The sequence below is a fragment of the Mycobacterium sp. genome (genome assembly GCF_032159775.1).
Lineage (GTDB): Bacteria > Actinomycetota > Actinomycetes > Mycobacteriales > Mycobacteriaceae > Mycobacterium.
The window spans coordinates 1-12574 of record NZ_JAVHWK010000106.1; the positions used below are offsets into that span (position 1 = coordinate 1).

A 12574-nucleotide genomic window follows, 5' to 3' on the forward strand; every position below is an offset into this window, starting at 1 on the left:
GCCCGACGCCGTCGCCTTCTCCGCGGCGAGTGCGATCAGTTCGGGGGTGATGTCGACGCCCGTCACCAGTGCGCCCGCTGCGCTCGCGGCCAGCGCGACGCTGCCGGTGCCGCAGGCGAGGTCGACAACCGCGGCGCCATCCAGCGGCAACAGACGCGAGACCGCCGAGACCACGTCGGCGCCGATCGTCGCGATGTGATCACCGATCGCGTCGTAGCGGCCGGACGACCACGAGGTGGGGGAGGACACGACGCTCAGCGTGTCACGATGGGGTGGTGACGTGGTTGTCCGGCTATCCCGTGACGGCGCCGCCGCTGCCGCCGCCCGTCGTCTTCCGGCAGTTCTGGGCGGACCTGACGTTCATCCACTGGCCGGTGCGGCCCGAGGACGTCGCGCACCTGCTTCCGCCGGGCACTCGCCCGGACGTGTTCGACGGCAAGACGTATGCCGGGCTGATTCCATTCAGGATGCGGGAGACAGCGGTGGGCACCGCGCTTCGGCTGCCGTACTTCGGCACGTTTCACGAGACGAACGTCCGGCTGTATTCGATCGACGACGCGGGCCGCCGCGGCGTGGTGTTCCGATCGTTGGAGACCGCGCGCCTCGCGGTGGTGCCCGTCGTCCGCGCCACGATGGGCGTCCCCTACACGTGGGCTCGAATGCGCGTCACCAGATCCGCCGATGAGATCTGTTACGAGAGCAGACGCCGATGGCCGCGACGGGGACTGCGCAGCAGGATGACGGTCCGTATCGGCCCCGAGGTGGCGGCGACGGACCTGGAGATCTGGCTGACCGCTCGGTGGGGTGCGCACACCCGCAAGGCCGGACGGACGTGGTGGATGCCCAACGAGCACGTCACGTGGCCGTTGCGGTCGGCCGAGATCCTGGAACTGGACGACGAACTCGTGGCCGCCGCGGGCGTCGAAGTGGCAGGCGATCGCATGCGGGCGCTGTTCACGGGGGGCGTGCAAGCGAGCTTCGGTCGCCCATCGCTGGTTAAGTAGTCGATTACTCAGTCAAAGCCGTCTCTGCTGGGGGACGCTGTGCACATGACCGATCTGCACGCCAAACCGCAGCTCACCGCTATCGACGTACGCAAACCCGCCGATGGCTCCGTCATCGGCTCCGTTTCGACCGACACCGGAGAAGCCGTTGCCATCAAGGCCCGCGAACTGCGACTGTTCCAGCCCGAATGGGAGGCGATGGGCGCAAACGGGCGCAAGGACTGGCTGCTGAAGTTCCAGGACTGGATCCTCGACAACACCGAACGCATCACCGACCTGGTGCAGGCGGAGTCGGGCAAGGCGATGGCCGAGGCGTCCATGGAGCCGATGATGTCGGCCGACATCGTCGGGTACTGGGCGCGCAATGCGGCCGCCTTCCTGGCCGACGGCCATCCCAAGCCGCACAGCCCGCTGATGAAGGTCAAGCGGTTGACGACGATGCACCGTCCGTATCCCCTTGTGGGCCTCATCATTCCGTGGAACTTCCCGTTCATGAATGTCGTCGTCGACGGGATACCGGCGCTGGCAGCCGGCGCGGCACTACTCGTCAAGCCGTCGGAGGTGACACCGCTGTCGGCCGCCGAGTTCGCCCGCGGTTGGGCCGAGATCGGGGCGCCGCCGGTGCTGGAGCTGGTCAACGGCTACGCAGATGTCGGTGCCGCGGTGATCGCCAACTCGGACTACGTGCAGTTCACCGGTTCGACGGCGACCGGACGCAAGGTCGCGGTGGCCTGTGCGCAGCGGCTGATCCCCTACAGCCTCGAGATGGGCGGAAAAGACCCGGCGGTCGTGCTGGCCGATGCGGACCTCGAACGCGCCGCGAACGGCATCGCATGGGCGGGCATGCTCAACTCGGGCCAGGCCTGCGTTTCCGTTGAGCGGGTCTACGTCGAGGCACCCGTGTACGACGAGTTCGTCGCCAAGCTCACCGACAAGGTCAGCCGGCTGCGGCAGGGTGACGACGACCATCGCTTCCGCGTTGATGTCGGCGCCATGGCCACCGAGGTCCAACGCGACAAGGTGGCGCGCCACGTCGACGAGGCAGTCGCCGCGGGCGCGCGGGTCACCACGGGTGGTAAGCCCGGCACGGCGGGCACCTTCTACGAGCCGACCGTGCTCGTCGACGTCGACCAGTCGATGACCTGCATGACGGAGGAAACCTTCGGGCCGACGCTGCCGGTGGTCAAGGTGGCCGACGAGGACGAGGCGATCCGGCTGGCCAACGACTCGGACTATGGGCTGTCGGCGACGGTGTGGACGAGGGACGTCGCGCGTGGGGAACGGGTGGCGCGTCGACTCGAAGCAGGCGCGGTGAACGTCAACGACGCGATGGCCAACGGGTTCAGCTTCGCGCTTCCGATGGGAGGGTGGAAGCACTCCGGGATCGGGGCGCGTAACGGCGCCGCATACGGCCTGCTCAAATATTGCCGCACACAGGCGATTACGGCTCCCCGCATCGCAACCCAATCCCGGGAACTGCTGTGGTTCCCCTACAAGCGACGTACCTACCGGGCGACGATGGCGGTCATCAGAGGATTCGCGGCACGCGGAACGCGACGATTCGGCATCAAGCCAAAGGGAGGTCCGCGATGAAGTGTCGGGGCGCGGTGATGCGAGGCATCGGCGGTGACTGGGAAGTGCAGGAGATCACGCTGGACCCGCCCCGGGACGGCGAGGTGTTGGTGAAGATGGCGGTGGCCGGCATCTGCCACTCCGACGATCACTACTCGAGCGGCGACGGCGTCATGTCCGAGTCGCTCGGCGCGATGATCGAGGCGATGGGCGGTACCGTTCCGGACTTGTTTCCGATGCTCGGCGGCCACGAAGGCGCAGGCACCGTCGAGGAAGTCGGCCCGGGTGTTCGGTCGCTGCGGCCGGGCGACCGTGTCTCGTTCTCGTTCATTCCGGCCTGCGGTAGGTGCCGGTGGTGTGTGTCGGGCATGACGTATCTGTGCGACAACGGCGCCATGATCCTCGACAAGAACATGGTCACGGACGGCACCGCGCGTCGTCACCTCGGCAGCGAGGACCTGACCGCGATGACACAACTCGGCACGTTCGCCGAGTACGCAGTGCTTGCGGAGGAATCGGTCATCAAGATCGACGATTCGATTCCGTTCGAGGCCGCCTCGCTGGTGTCGTGCGGCGTGACGACGGGTTGGGGATCGGCGACGGTCGGGGTCGGGACGCAACCAGGCGACACGGTCGTGATCATCGGCACCGGAGGGGTGGGAATCAATGCGGTGCAGGGTGCCCGCGCGGCCGGCGCGAGAGCCGTCGTCGCGGTGGATCCCGTTGAATTCAAGCGAGATTCGGCCAAGTTCTTCGGCGCCACCGAGACGGCCGCTTCGGCGGAGGAGGCCATCCCCATGGTGCAGGAGATGACCGCCGGGGTGATGGCCGACCGGGTGGTGCTGACGCCGAGCGTGCTTCCCGCCGAACTGCTGGCACCTGCGATGATGCTGACACGCAAGGGCGGCACCTGTTTGATGACCGCGATTCCGAAAATCGACGTGAACATCGTGCCGCTTGTTCTCGCCGACTTCATCCAGTCCAGCAAGACGCTCAAGGGCCTGCTGTACGGCGGGATGAACCCGCGCGCCAGCATGCCGATGCTGTTGTCGATGTACCGCAACGGCAATCTCAAGCTCGACGAGCTGATCACCAACCGCTACCGGCTCGATCAGATCAACGATGCCTTCACGGATATGCGAGAGGGCCGAAACATCCGCGGCATCATCGAATTCGACTAGGGGTCGTCACGCCGCCTCAGTCGTTCCATTCTGTCGGGAAGGGCCTTCACGGTCTCCGGCGACAGCCATGCGAGGTAGAGCACGAACATCGCATAGCTGAAGATGCCGATTCCGATGGTCAGGTCGATCGTCAGATGCATCAGCACGCCCGCGGCCAGCACCCATGGGCGAAACCGGGGGAACCACACCAGGATTCCCACCGCCAACTCGGTCGCGAGCACACTCCAGGTCATCGCGTTCATCACGGGGGCGTTCATCGTCAGCCATTGCGGTACCGGAATCCGTTTCATGTCCTCGATCCGAAGCACATAGGAAACCGCGGTTCCGTCAAGCCATGGCTGACCCGCCAACTTCGATTGCACCGCAGCGAGATAGACGATCGACAGCTGAATCTGAAGCAGCCGTATTGGCCAGTTCGGCCGCGTCTGAGCCGCCCAGAACGATCCCGAACGACGCCGCTCGTCGAGCGACAACGCCGCCCCACATGGTGCTATCGCGAGCAGAAACGCCTCGATCCTGATCAAGGCGTCGCCGGAGTTGAACACCCACGGGCTGCGGCGCTCGAAGGACACGACGAGGACAAACACGATGACGGCCGCGATTCTGCTGTGCCAGCCGACGAGCAACGCGATGGCGGCGACCATAAGGACGGCGATGCCGATCAGGATCGCTTCGTCGCTGTTCCATACTGCGAAGAGCCCCCAGGTGTCCGGGATGGACGGCTGCGCGGTGCTGATGCCGTCGGGACCGAGCAGCGCCTTGCGAACCGGGAGCAGCCACAGAGTCCACACGATGACAAGGGCGCTGAACGCGATGCGCACAAAACCCAGCGTGTACATCTGCTGCGGCTGAAACCAGAACGCCCGCCACGTTTCCCAGCCCGTCGACAGCCCCCTGGCAACGGCGCTGGTGGCCTCGGTCATCGGGGACCCGCCAGGTCCTCGCTGTAGAGCGTCTCGACCCCGGGCTGACCCGTTTCGTCGCTGCCCGGTGGCGGTATGCCGACGGTTCGAAGGATCATTTCGACGTGCACGGCGCGGTCACCGGACGGGGTGAGTGTGCGAACCGCCCAGTGCGCGAAGTCCGGGCGCAGAGTCGGCGTCGTGACAAGGGTCTCCTTGAGCTTGCGCCAGCGGTGGGACGTCGGTACGCCGAACACCGGGTTGGCCCTCGGCAACGTCCACGTCCGCGTGACACCGCTTGCCATCGTGACGTTGACCTCGACGTTGTCCTGGCGGCTCGGCGGCCTCGGGGCGAACACCGCCCAGTTCTGATCGAGCCCGAGGGGCAGCGCGATGGCGTTGACCACCGGCGCCGCGGCTCGGGTGATGGCGCTCGCAGGCAGGTTGAACAGCACAACGACGGCGAGGAGCACGACGATCATCGCGCTTGTCGCGATTTCGCGTACGCGTGACGGTGTTTGCGGCGTTTCGCCTACCTGCACAGAAGGAAATATAGGGAAATACCTCATATCTTGGCGGTGCGTTGTTTGATTAGCTGACTGCGTCGGGGACGGCCTCGCCGTGAGCACGGGCAATCCCGGGTACGCGCGGTGATGAGGATTCAGCGAGGAAAGACCAATGACAGGACCAAGGCCTCCGTATGGCGGCAACCAAGACGATCCGACGATGCGTGGCTACTCGCAGAATCCCGCGGATGCGACAAGGCGGGCGGACCTAGGCGATATTCCGACCGGCAAGGCCGATGCCCTGGCGTGGTCCCACGAAGGCCAACAGCCCAGTGAGGCGCCTACTCAGAACTACGGCGATGCCTACCAGCAGTACCCGCCGTATGGGCAACCGCAATACGACCAGCCGCAGTACCAGCAACCGCAGTACGGGCAGCCGCAATACGGCCAGCAACCGCAGTACGCGCAACAACCGCCTGCGGCACCGGCCAACAAGTTGCCCATGGGCACGATCGCCATCGCAGGCGCGGTGGTCGTCGTGGCGTTGCTCGGCGGAGGACTGGCCTACACGTTGACTGGAAGCAGCGAGCAGGAGCAGGCGCCGCAGCAGGTGCCGCAGACGCTGGTGCCCCAGCAGGCGCCTGCGCCCGCGGCGCCTCCGTCGGTGGCGCCGCCGCCGGCTCCCGCTCCGGCACCTGCCCCGCGCAGCAACGGTTCGTCAGGCGGGTCGAACACCGGTCGCACCACCACCGGCTCGACGACCGGCCGTACCTCGGGCTCGACCACCACGGGGGCCCTTCCAGGCGCGACAACGGGAACTGTCCCCGGGGGAAGTAACGGCGCCACGACCGGCACACCCGCGACGACCACGGGCACGACGACGGGGACCACGACCGGAACCGAGGGCACGACTACCGGAACCGAGGGCACCACGACCGGAACCGAGGGCACGACGACCGGTACAACGACAGGGACCGAGGGCACGACGACCGGCACGACGACGGGCACGACGACCGGGGCCACGACGGGCACGACGACGGGCACGACGGGCACGACGACAGGGGCCACGACGGGCACGACGACAGGCACCACGACAGGCACCACGACAGGCACCACGACAGGTGGCGCCCCGGGGTCGGGGACGTCCAGTACCGACGGGTCGACGACCGGCACGCTCTGCCACCCCGCTCCGCCGCCCTGCTGATCAGGCCGGCGTGTAACCCGGCGGATTTGGAGTGTCGACCCAGAGGTCGACGCCGAGGTCCGAGCCCGGGACGCAGTCGTACACCGACAGGTCGGTGACGCCCGACTCCAGAAGCACGTCTTCACATAGCAGCGCGTTGCCGGTGTACTCGCGCGACGGCTTGTTGAGGACCGCGTACGCCGCGTCGGCGTACACGGCGGGCTTGCGGGCCCGACCCATTGCCTCGTCGCCGCCGAGCAGGTTCTGTACCGCCGCCGTCGCCACAAGGGTGCGCGGCCACAGCGTGTTCGACGCGATTCCCTCACCGCGAAGCTCCTCGGCCAACGCCAAGGCGCACAACGACATTCCGTACTTGGCCATCATGTAGGCGGTGGGCTTCAGCCACTGCGGCTCCAGCCGGATCGGCGGTGACAACGTCAGGATGTGTGGGTTGTCCCTGCCTATCATGTGCGGGATGCATGCCTGGCACACCGCATAGGTGCCCCGCACCTGGATGCCGTTCATCAGATCGAACCGCTTCAACGGCACCTCGGTCGTCGAACCGAGGTTGATCGCCGAGGCGTTGTTCACGCAGATGTCGATGCCGCCGAATTGCTCGACGGCCTTGGCCACCGCGTCGGCCACCGAGTCGCCGTCGCGGATGTCGCCGACGATCGGCAGCGCCTGTCCGCCGGCCACCTCGATCTCCTTGGCCGCGGTGAAAACGGTGCCGTCCAGCTTGGGGTGCGGTTCTGCGGTCTTGGCGACCAGCGCGATGTTGGCGCCGTCGGCGGCCGCCTTCTTGGCGATCGCGAGCCCGATGCCTCGGCTGGCACCGGAGATGAACATGGTTTTGCCGGCAAGCGTCATGGGGCCACCCTATTCGCCGCGAAACGGAATTCCAGCACCCACTTACTCGCACTTTTGGTGCCGGAATTCCGTTTCGGCGGGTCAGGACGCGCGGATGTCGGCGGTCACCGCATCGGTGAGCGCAATCAGGTCCTTCGGGTGCAGCGCCACATCCCAGCCGCGCTTGCCCGCGCTGCACAGCACCCGGTCCCACTGCAATGCAGAGCTGTCGACCACGGTGGGCAGGCGCTTGCGCTGGCCCAACGGGGATATCCCGCCGATCACATAGCCCGACGACCGCTCGGCTGCCGCCCTGTCGGCCATGGTGGCCTTGGCAACGCCGAGGGTCGCGGCGGCGGCCTTGAGGGACAGCTGAAACGGCACCGGCAGCACCGCGACGGCCAGCCCGTTATTCGGCAACGCGACGACCAGCGTCTTGAAGACCTGCTGCGGGTCGACACCACCCACCCCCGCGAGCCGGTTGACGGCCTCATCACCGAATGACTCGTTGTCCGGGTCGTGCTCGTATCGCAGCACCTCATGGGGAATCTCGGCAGCCAGAAGGGCCTTGATCGCCGGGGTAGCCGCACGCGCCACGGATCCAGCCTAGAACCGGCGCGAAGGCCGCCGGCGCCGGTGTGGCGGGGAACAAGTGTGGCCATCGGTGCTGTTGATGGGGTGGTGAAGGCCTTGCGCCATGCCAGCGAAGAAAAGATGTCGACCTCAACCTCTAGGATCAACGAAGGGGGTACTCAGGTGCCAACCTTGGCCATAGACGGCCCAGTGCGTCAGGTGCAGTTACTCGACGTGATTGGTGGCGCCTCGACGGAAGGGACGGTGTTCCCCAAGATGACCGACATCGACGCTTCGGGGCAAGACTCAGCGCCGGAGACGTCGGCGCCCGTGAGAGCCGAAGAGAGCGACGCCGAGCTGACCGCGCGCTTCGAGCGCGACGCGATTCCGCTGCTCGACCAGCTCTACGGCGGTGCGCTTCGGATGACGCGCAACCCGGCCGACGCCGAGGACCTGCTGCAGGAAACCATGGTCAAGGCGTACGCGGGCTTCCGGTCGTTCCGCGAAGGAACGAATCTGAAGGCCTGGCTGTACCGCATCCTGACCAACACCTACATCAACAGCTACCGCAAGAAGCAGCGCCAGCCCGCGGAGTATCCGACCGAGGAGATCACCGACTGGCAGTTGGCGGCCAACGCCGAACACACCTCGACCGGCTTGCGATCGGCCGAGGTCGAGGCGCTGGAGTTACTGCCGGACAGCGAGATCAAGGAAGCCCTGCAGGCGCTGCCCGAGGATTTCCGGATGGCGGTGTACTACGCCGACGTCGAAGGCTTCCCGTACAAGGAGATCGCCGAGATCATGGACACGCCCATCGGCACGGTGATGTCCCGGTTGCACCGGGGCAGGCGCCAACTGCGCGAGTTGCTGGCCGACGTGGCCAAGGAACGTGGTTTCATTCGGGGACAGCTCGACACCCCCGAGGAGGTGTCGTCATGAGTAACCGTGACGATGACGCGCGCTGGTCCCCACCGTTAGGCCCGGTAGATCCCGAGCACCCCGAGTGTGCAGCGGTGATCGCCGAGGTGTGGACGCTGCTCGACGGCGAATGCACCGCAGAAAGCCGCGACAAGCTCAAACATCACCTCGAGGAGTGCCCGGCATGCCTCCGGCACTACGGCGTGGAGGAGCGTGTCAAGCGGCTGATCGCCACCAAATGCAGCGGTGAGAAGGCTCCCGAAGGCCTGCGTGCGCGGCTGCAGATCCAGATCAGCCGCACGACGATCACCCGCGGCTAGCGCACCGACTTCGAGCCGGCGTTGGGCCGCTTGCCGTGGTTGGCCTTCGAATGCTTACGGTCACGCTTCTTGCGGCCACGCTTGGCCATGGTGCTACCTCCGTGTGATCAGGGGAAGTGTGCGTCCGCATCCTGCGGGCACGTTTGATCCATTCTCTCATGAGCCGGTGAGCACGCTGCCCCCATGTGGTTGTGGTTCGATAGAGCGGCAGGCAGCCGAAGTGAATGAGGTGAAGATGGCCGAGGATGTTCGCGCCGAGATCGTGGCCAGTGTGCTCGAGGTCGTGGTGAACGAGGGCGATCAGATCGGTGAGGGCGACACCCTGGTGCTGCTGGAGTCGATGAAGATGGAGATCCCGGTGATCGCCGAGGTGGCCGGGACGGTCAGCAAGGTGAGCGTGTCCGTCGGCGACGTCATCCAGGCCGGCGACCTCATCGCAGTGATCAGCTAGCGCTGATCCTCCTCTCGAGCCCCGATGTCCACTCTCGGTGATCTGCTCGCCGAGCACACGATGCTGCCCGGCAACGCCGTCGATCATCTGCACGCCGTGGTCGGGGAGTGGCAGCTGCTGGCGGACCTGTCGTTCGCCGACTACCTGATGTGGGTGCGCCGCGACGACGGCGCCCTGGTTTGCGTGGCGCAGTGCCGGCCCAACACCGCACCCACCGTGCTGTTGGCCGACGCCGTCGGGACTCTGGCCGGACCCACCGAGATGCCGTTGGTCACCGCGGCCTTCAAATCCGGCACAATCGGACGCGAAAGCGAAGAGGGACAACGTGATTCAGTGGGGTCGGACTGCATCTCGATCGAGGCCGTGCCGATTCGCCACGACAATCACATCGTTGCGGTTCTGACGCACCAGACTGCGTTCGCCGCACGTAAGGCGAGTCCGCTGGAGCGCGCCTATCTCGACTGCGCGGGCGATCTGCTGCACATGCTCTCCGAAGGCACCTTTCCCAACGTCGGCGACCTGTCGATATCCCGGTCCAGCCCTCGCGTCGGTGACGGGTTCATCCGGCTGGACGTGACGGGTGTGGTGGTGTTCGCCAGCCCGAACGCGCTGTCGGCCTATCACCGCATGGGCCTGACCGCCGAACTCGAGGGGCAGAACCTGGTGGCGGTGACCAGGCCGCTGATCTCCGACCCGTTCGAGGCGCAGGAAATGGCCGACCACGTGCGGGACTCACTGGTCGGCGGTTCCAGCATGCGGATGGAGGTCGACGCGGGGGGTGCGGCCGTCCTGCTGCGCACCATGCCGCTGGTGGTGCACGCCGAAGCGGTGGGAGCGGCGATGCTCATCCGCGACGTCACCGAGATCAAGCGTCGCGACCGTGCGCTTTTGTCCAAGGACGCCACGATCCGCGAGATCCACCACCGGGTGAAGAACAACCTGCAGACCGTCGCGTCGCTGCTGCGGCTTCAAGCCAGGCGCACCAACAACGCCGAGGGCAGGGAGGCGCTTATCGAGTCCGTGCGGCGGGTGTCATCCATTGCGCTGGTGCACGATGCGCTGTCGATGTCGGTCGACGAGGAGGTCAACCTCGACGGTGTGGTGGACCGGATCCTGCCGATGATGAATGACGTTGCCACCGTTGACACTCCGATCCGCATCAGCAAGACGGGCGACTTCGGGGTGCTCGACGCGGACCGCGCGACCGCCTTGGTGATGGTGATCACGGAGCTGGTGCAGAACGCCATCGAGCATGCTTTCGACGGCACGGCCGAGGCCGGCGAAGTGACCATCCATGCGGAGCGGTCAGCGCGGTGGCTCGACGTCGTCGTGCACGACGACGGACGCGGCCTGCCTGAGGGCTTCAGTCTGGAGAAGGCCGACCGGTTGGGGCTGCAGATCGTCCGGACGCTGGTGTCGGCCGAACTCGACGGTTCGCTGGGGATGCATGCCTCGGCCGCCGGCGGCACCGACGTGGTGCTGCGCGTTCCGATCGGCAGGCGCGCGCGACTGGCACAGTAGAGCCGCCGTTTACGCGAAATGGCTAACGTTGCGCAAAACGGACAATTGCAATTTCACACAGTTACGGCCCCGACATTTCGCCGGGGCCGCCTCCGTGGGATTTCGGTGTGGCTAGACGCCGGTGCGGGCCTTCGTGCGGGCGTTGCGTCGCTTGAGTGCGCGACGCTCGTCTTCGCTCATTCCGCCCCACACGCCTGCATCCTGGCCGGAGTCCAATGCCCAGGTCAGGCACTCGGTCGTGACCGGGCAGCGGTTGCACACGAGCTTCGCGTCAGCAATCTGGGCAAGTGCCGGGCCGCTGTTCCCCACCGGGAAGAACAGTTCCGGATCCTCGTCGCGACAGACCGCCTTGTGGCGCCAATCCATGGTTCAACTCTCCTCACTATGTGCGCAGCGGGGCGCACGAGCTTTTCTTCGGCTGTTAACGCATGCGAACAAATTGTTTCTGCACTGTTGCTTACTTCGATGCTCCCACACGCTGAACAGGTGTCAATACCGTTCGGTAACTCGTGGGGTATCTCACTAAGGCAATCTGTTCGCAATCGCCTCACTCGTTTGTACTACACTCAACCCACTTGCGCTCTCGAAGCGCCGCCCCCCTGGTATCTCTGCAGATCAGAGGCGTATTACCGGTGGCGCGACCACGCCGAGAGCCTCCGGCACCGCCCGGAACGTCATGTCTTGCCGCAATCCGAGGTAATCCCCGTCGATCTGGCAGGCCACCGGGATGTCACTGGTCACCCTCACCCACGCGAGGTCGTCGTCGCGGATCAGGTGCTTGGCGCGGATCTTGGGCTTCTTCGACAGCATCTGCCGGACCAGCCACAGGTTGGCCCAGACGTTCATGCTGGTCGTCGCGAAAAGGCCGAGGCCGGTCTCGAATGTGGTGTTCGGGTTAGTCCACACCGGCCTGGTGTTGGCATAGGTCCACGGGCTGGAGTTGGACACGAACGCGAAGTGCACGCCGGCCACCGGGTCACGATCGGGCAGGTGCAGCGTCAGCGAGGGCTCCCTGCGGGCATGGGCCAGCATTTCGCGCGTTGCCACCCGAATGTAGCGCGACGCGGTGACGTTGCGCCCCTTGTCCCGCTGCGCCTCGACGGCCGCCACCACGTCGCCGTCCACGCCGAGGCCCGCGGTGAAGACGCCCCAGCGCTCGCCGCAGTCCATCAGGCCGATGCGGCGCCACGACTTGGTCCGCTTGTGAGCGCCCAGCAGGTCGATCAGCTGGTTGGTGGCCGCGATCGGGTCGGGACTGATGCCGAGCGCGCGGGCGAACACGTTCGCCGAACCGCCGGGCACCACTGCGACAGCGGGCGCTTCTGGATGCGGGCTCCTGCCGCAGTCCCCGAGGACGCCGTTGACGACCTCGTTCACGGTTCCGTCGCCGCCGTGCACGATCAACAGGTCGATGCCGTCACGGGCCGCGTCGCGGCCGATCTCGATGGCGTGGCCGCGGTGGTCCGTATGCGCGATGCTCAGCTTGACCCGGCTCTCGAGCGCGTGGGCCAGCAGGTCGCGAGTGGCTGCCGTGGTCGACGTTGCATTGGGGTTGACGATCAGCACGGCGCGCACGAGCCAAGAGCCTATCCGG

16 protein-coding genes are annotated in these 12574 nt (G+C 66.2%); 8 read left to right on the forward strand and 8 right to left on the reverse strand.

Annotation, left to right across the window (positions count from 1 at the left end; translation table 11 throughout):
* The coding region (locus QOJ24_RS11675) for a methyltransferase domain-containing protein (protein WP_526261265.1) at positions 1-249 on the reverse strand (249 nt) is incomplete at its 3' end.
* Positions 250-272: 23 nt separating this feature from the next.
* Between QOJ24_RS11675 and QOJ24_RS11680 the strand changes: the two genes are divergently transcribed.
* From QOJ24_RS11680 to QOJ24_RS11690, 3 genes are read left to right on the forward strand one after another with little or no spacing between them, the layout of a single operon-like run.
* Positions 273-1004, forward strand: coding sequence for a YqjF family protein (locus QOJ24_RS11680; protein WP_526261267.1), 732 nt, complete (start codon positions 273-275; stop codon positions 1002-1004).
* A 45-nt stretch (positions 1005-1049) separates the two neighbouring features.
* Entirely contained in the window at positions 1050-2597 is a 1548-nt protein-coding gene (locus QOJ24_RS11685; protein ID WP_526261269.1) for an aldehyde dehydrogenase family protein, read from the forward strand.
* Positions 2594-3757, forward strand: a complete 1164-nt coding sequence (locus QOJ24_RS11690) for an NDMA-dependent alcohol dehydrogenase (RefSeq protein WP_526261271.1) — start codon at positions 2594-2596, stop codon at positions 3755-3757. The genes QOJ24_RS11685 and QOJ24_RS11690 overlap by 4 nt, the downstream gene beginning before the upstream one ends.
* On the opposite strand, the gene QOJ24_RS11695 is transcribed toward QOJ24_RS11690, so the two are convergent.
* Both QOJ24_RS11695 and QOJ24_RS11700 read right to left on the reverse strand, forming a co-directional pair.
* Entirely contained in the window at positions 3754-4680 is a 927-nt protein-coding gene (locus tag QOJ24_RS11695; protein ID WP_526261273.1) for an HTTM domain-containing protein, read from the reverse strand. The genes QOJ24_RS11690 and QOJ24_RS11695 overlap by 4 nt on opposite strands.
* Positions 4677-5201 carry a hypothetical protein gene (locus QOJ24_RS11700; protein ID WP_526261275.1) on the reverse strand — a complete coding sequence of 175 codons (525 nt, stop codon included), beginning with the start codon at positions 5199-5201 and terminating at the stop codon, positions 4677-4679. The genes QOJ24_RS11695 and QOJ24_RS11700 overlap by 4 nt, the downstream gene beginning before the upstream one ends.
* Positions 5202-5337: 136 nt before the next feature.
* Here QOJ24_RS11700 and QOJ24_RS11705 point away from each other — a divergent pair, with 136 nt between their 5' ends.
* The gene (locus QOJ24_RS11705; RefSeq protein WP_526261277.1) at positions 5338-6369 is read left to right on the forward strand and encodes a hypothetical protein; all 1032 of its coding nucleotides are present in this window, start codon (positions 5338-5340) and stop codon (positions 6367-6369) included.
* Here QOJ24_RS11705 and QOJ24_RS11710 read toward each other — a convergent pair whose 3' ends face one another.
* Together QOJ24_RS11710 and ybaK are read right to left on the reverse strand one after the other, a co-directional pair.
* A complete protein-coding gene (locus tag QOJ24_RS11710) occupies positions 6370-7218 on the reverse strand; it encodes an SDR family oxidoreductase (protein WP_526261278.1) in 849 nt (282 codons plus the stop codon).
* Between the two features lie 81 nt (positions 7219-7299).
* Complete coding sequence (gene ybaK / locus QOJ24_RS11715; RefSeq protein WP_526261280.1) at positions 7300-7794, reverse strand: Cys-tRNA(Pro) deacylase; 495 nt, start codon at positions 7792-7794, stop codon at positions 7300-7302.
* 252 nt (positions 7795-8046) lie between these two features.
* On the opposite strand from ybaK, the gene QOJ24_RS11720 reads away from it, so the two are divergent.
* Both QOJ24_RS11720 and rsrA read left to right on the forward strand, forming a co-directional pair.
* On the forward strand, positions 8047-8709 hold the full coding sequence (locus QOJ24_RS11720) for a sigma-70 family RNA polymerase sigma factor (RefSeq protein ID WP_526261406.1): 663 nt from the start codon (positions 8047-8049) through the stop codon (positions 8707-8709).
* The gene (gene rsrA / locus QOJ24_RS11725) at positions 8706-9008 is read left to right on the forward strand and encodes a mycothiol system anti-sigma-R factor (protein ID WP_526261282.1); all 303 of its coding nucleotides are present in this window, start codon (positions 8706-8708) and stop codon (positions 9006-9008) included. Before QOJ24_RS11720 ends, rsrA begins: the two co-directional genes overlap by 4 nt.
* Here rsrA and QOJ24_RS11730 read toward each other — a convergent pair.
* Positions 9005-9097 carry a 50S ribosomal protein bL37 gene (locus QOJ24_RS11730; RefSeq protein ID WP_003882799.1) on the reverse strand — a complete coding sequence of 31 codons (93 nt, stop codon included), beginning with the start codon at positions 9095-9097 and terminating at the stop codon, positions 9005-9007. The genes rsrA and QOJ24_RS11730 overlap by 4 nt on opposite strands.
* A gap of 146 nt (positions 9098-9243) precedes the next feature.
* On the opposite strand from QOJ24_RS11730, the gene QOJ24_RS11735 reads away from it, so the two are divergent.
* Complete coding sequence (locus tag QOJ24_RS11735; RefSeq protein ID WP_066978033.1) at positions 9244-9459, forward strand: biotin/lipoyl-binding carrier protein; 216 nt, start codon at positions 9244-9246, stop codon at positions 9457-9459.
* A 24-nt stretch (positions 9460-9483) separates the two neighbouring features.
* The gene (gene pdtaS, locus QOJ24_RS11740; RefSeq protein ID WP_526261284.1) at positions 9484-10980 is read left to right on the forward strand and encodes a two-component system sensor histidine kinase PdtaS; all 1497 of its coding nucleotides are present in this window, start codon (positions 9484-9486) and stop codon (positions 10978-10980) included.
* Between the two features lie 111 nt (positions 10981-11091).
* Here pdtaS and whiB1 read toward each other — a convergent pair whose 3' ends face one another.
* Positions 11092-11346, reverse strand: a complete 255-nt coding sequence (gene whiB1, locus QOJ24_RS11745) for a transcriptional regulator WhiB1 (RefSeq protein WP_003882795.1) — start codon at positions 11344-11346, stop codon at positions 11092-11094.
* A 249-nt stretch (positions 11347-11595) separates the two neighbouring features.
* Complete coding sequence (locus tag QOJ24_RS11750; RefSeq protein WP_526261286.1) at positions 11596-12555, reverse strand: diacylglycerol/lipid kinase family protein; 960 nt, start codon at positions 12553-12555, stop codon at positions 11596-11598.
* Between the last annotated feature and the right edge of the window lie 19 nt (positions 12556-12574).

Excerpts from the sequence above, each read along its gene's own strand:
- QOJ24_RS11685 (WP_526261269.1), top strand. The coding sequence starts at position 1,050 with ATGACCGATCTGCACGCCAAACCGCAGCTCACCGCTATCGACGTACGC.
- QOJ24_RS11690 (WP_526261271.1), top strand. The coding sequence starts at position 2,594 with ATGAAGTGTCGGGGCGCGGTGATGCGAGGCATCGGCGGTGACTGGGAA.
- QOJ24_RS11695 (WP_526261273.1), bottom strand. The coding sequence starts at position 4,680 with ATGACCGAGGCCACCAGCGCCGTTGCCAGGGGGCTGTCGACGGGCTGG.
- QOJ24_RS11705 (WP_526261277.1), top strand. The coding sequence starts at position 5,338 with ATGACAGGACCAAGGCCTCCGTATGGCGGCAACCAAGACGATCCGACG.
- QOJ24_RS11710 (WP_526261278.1), bottom strand. The coding sequence starts at position 7,218 with ATGACGCTTGCCGGCAAAACCATGTTCATCTCCGGTGCCAGCCGAGGC.
- QOJ24_RS11720 (WP_526261406.1), top strand. The coding sequence starts at position 8,047 with ATGACCGACATCGACGCTTCGGGGCAAGACTCAGCGCCGGAGACGTCG.
- rsrA (WP_526261282.1), top strand. The coding sequence starts at position 8,706 with ATGAGTAACCGTGACGATGACGCGCGCTGGTCCCCACCGTTAGGCCCG.
- QOJ24_RS11730 (WP_003882799.1), bottom strand. The coding sequence starts at position 9,097 with ATGGCCAAGCGTGGCCGCAAGAAGCGTGACCGTAAGCATTCGAAGGCC.
- QOJ24_RS11735 (WP_066978033.1), top strand. The coding sequence starts at position 9,244 with ATGGCCGAGGATGTTCGCGCCGAGATCGTGGCCAGTGTGCTCGAGGTC.
- pdtaS (WP_526261284.1), top strand. The coding sequence starts at position 9,484 with ATGTCCACTCTCGGTGATCTGCTCGCCGAGCACACGATGCTGCCCGGC.
- whiB1 (WP_003882795.1), bottom strand. The coding sequence starts at position 11,346 with ATGGATTGGCGCCACAAGGCGGTCTGTCGCGACGAGGATCCGGAACTG.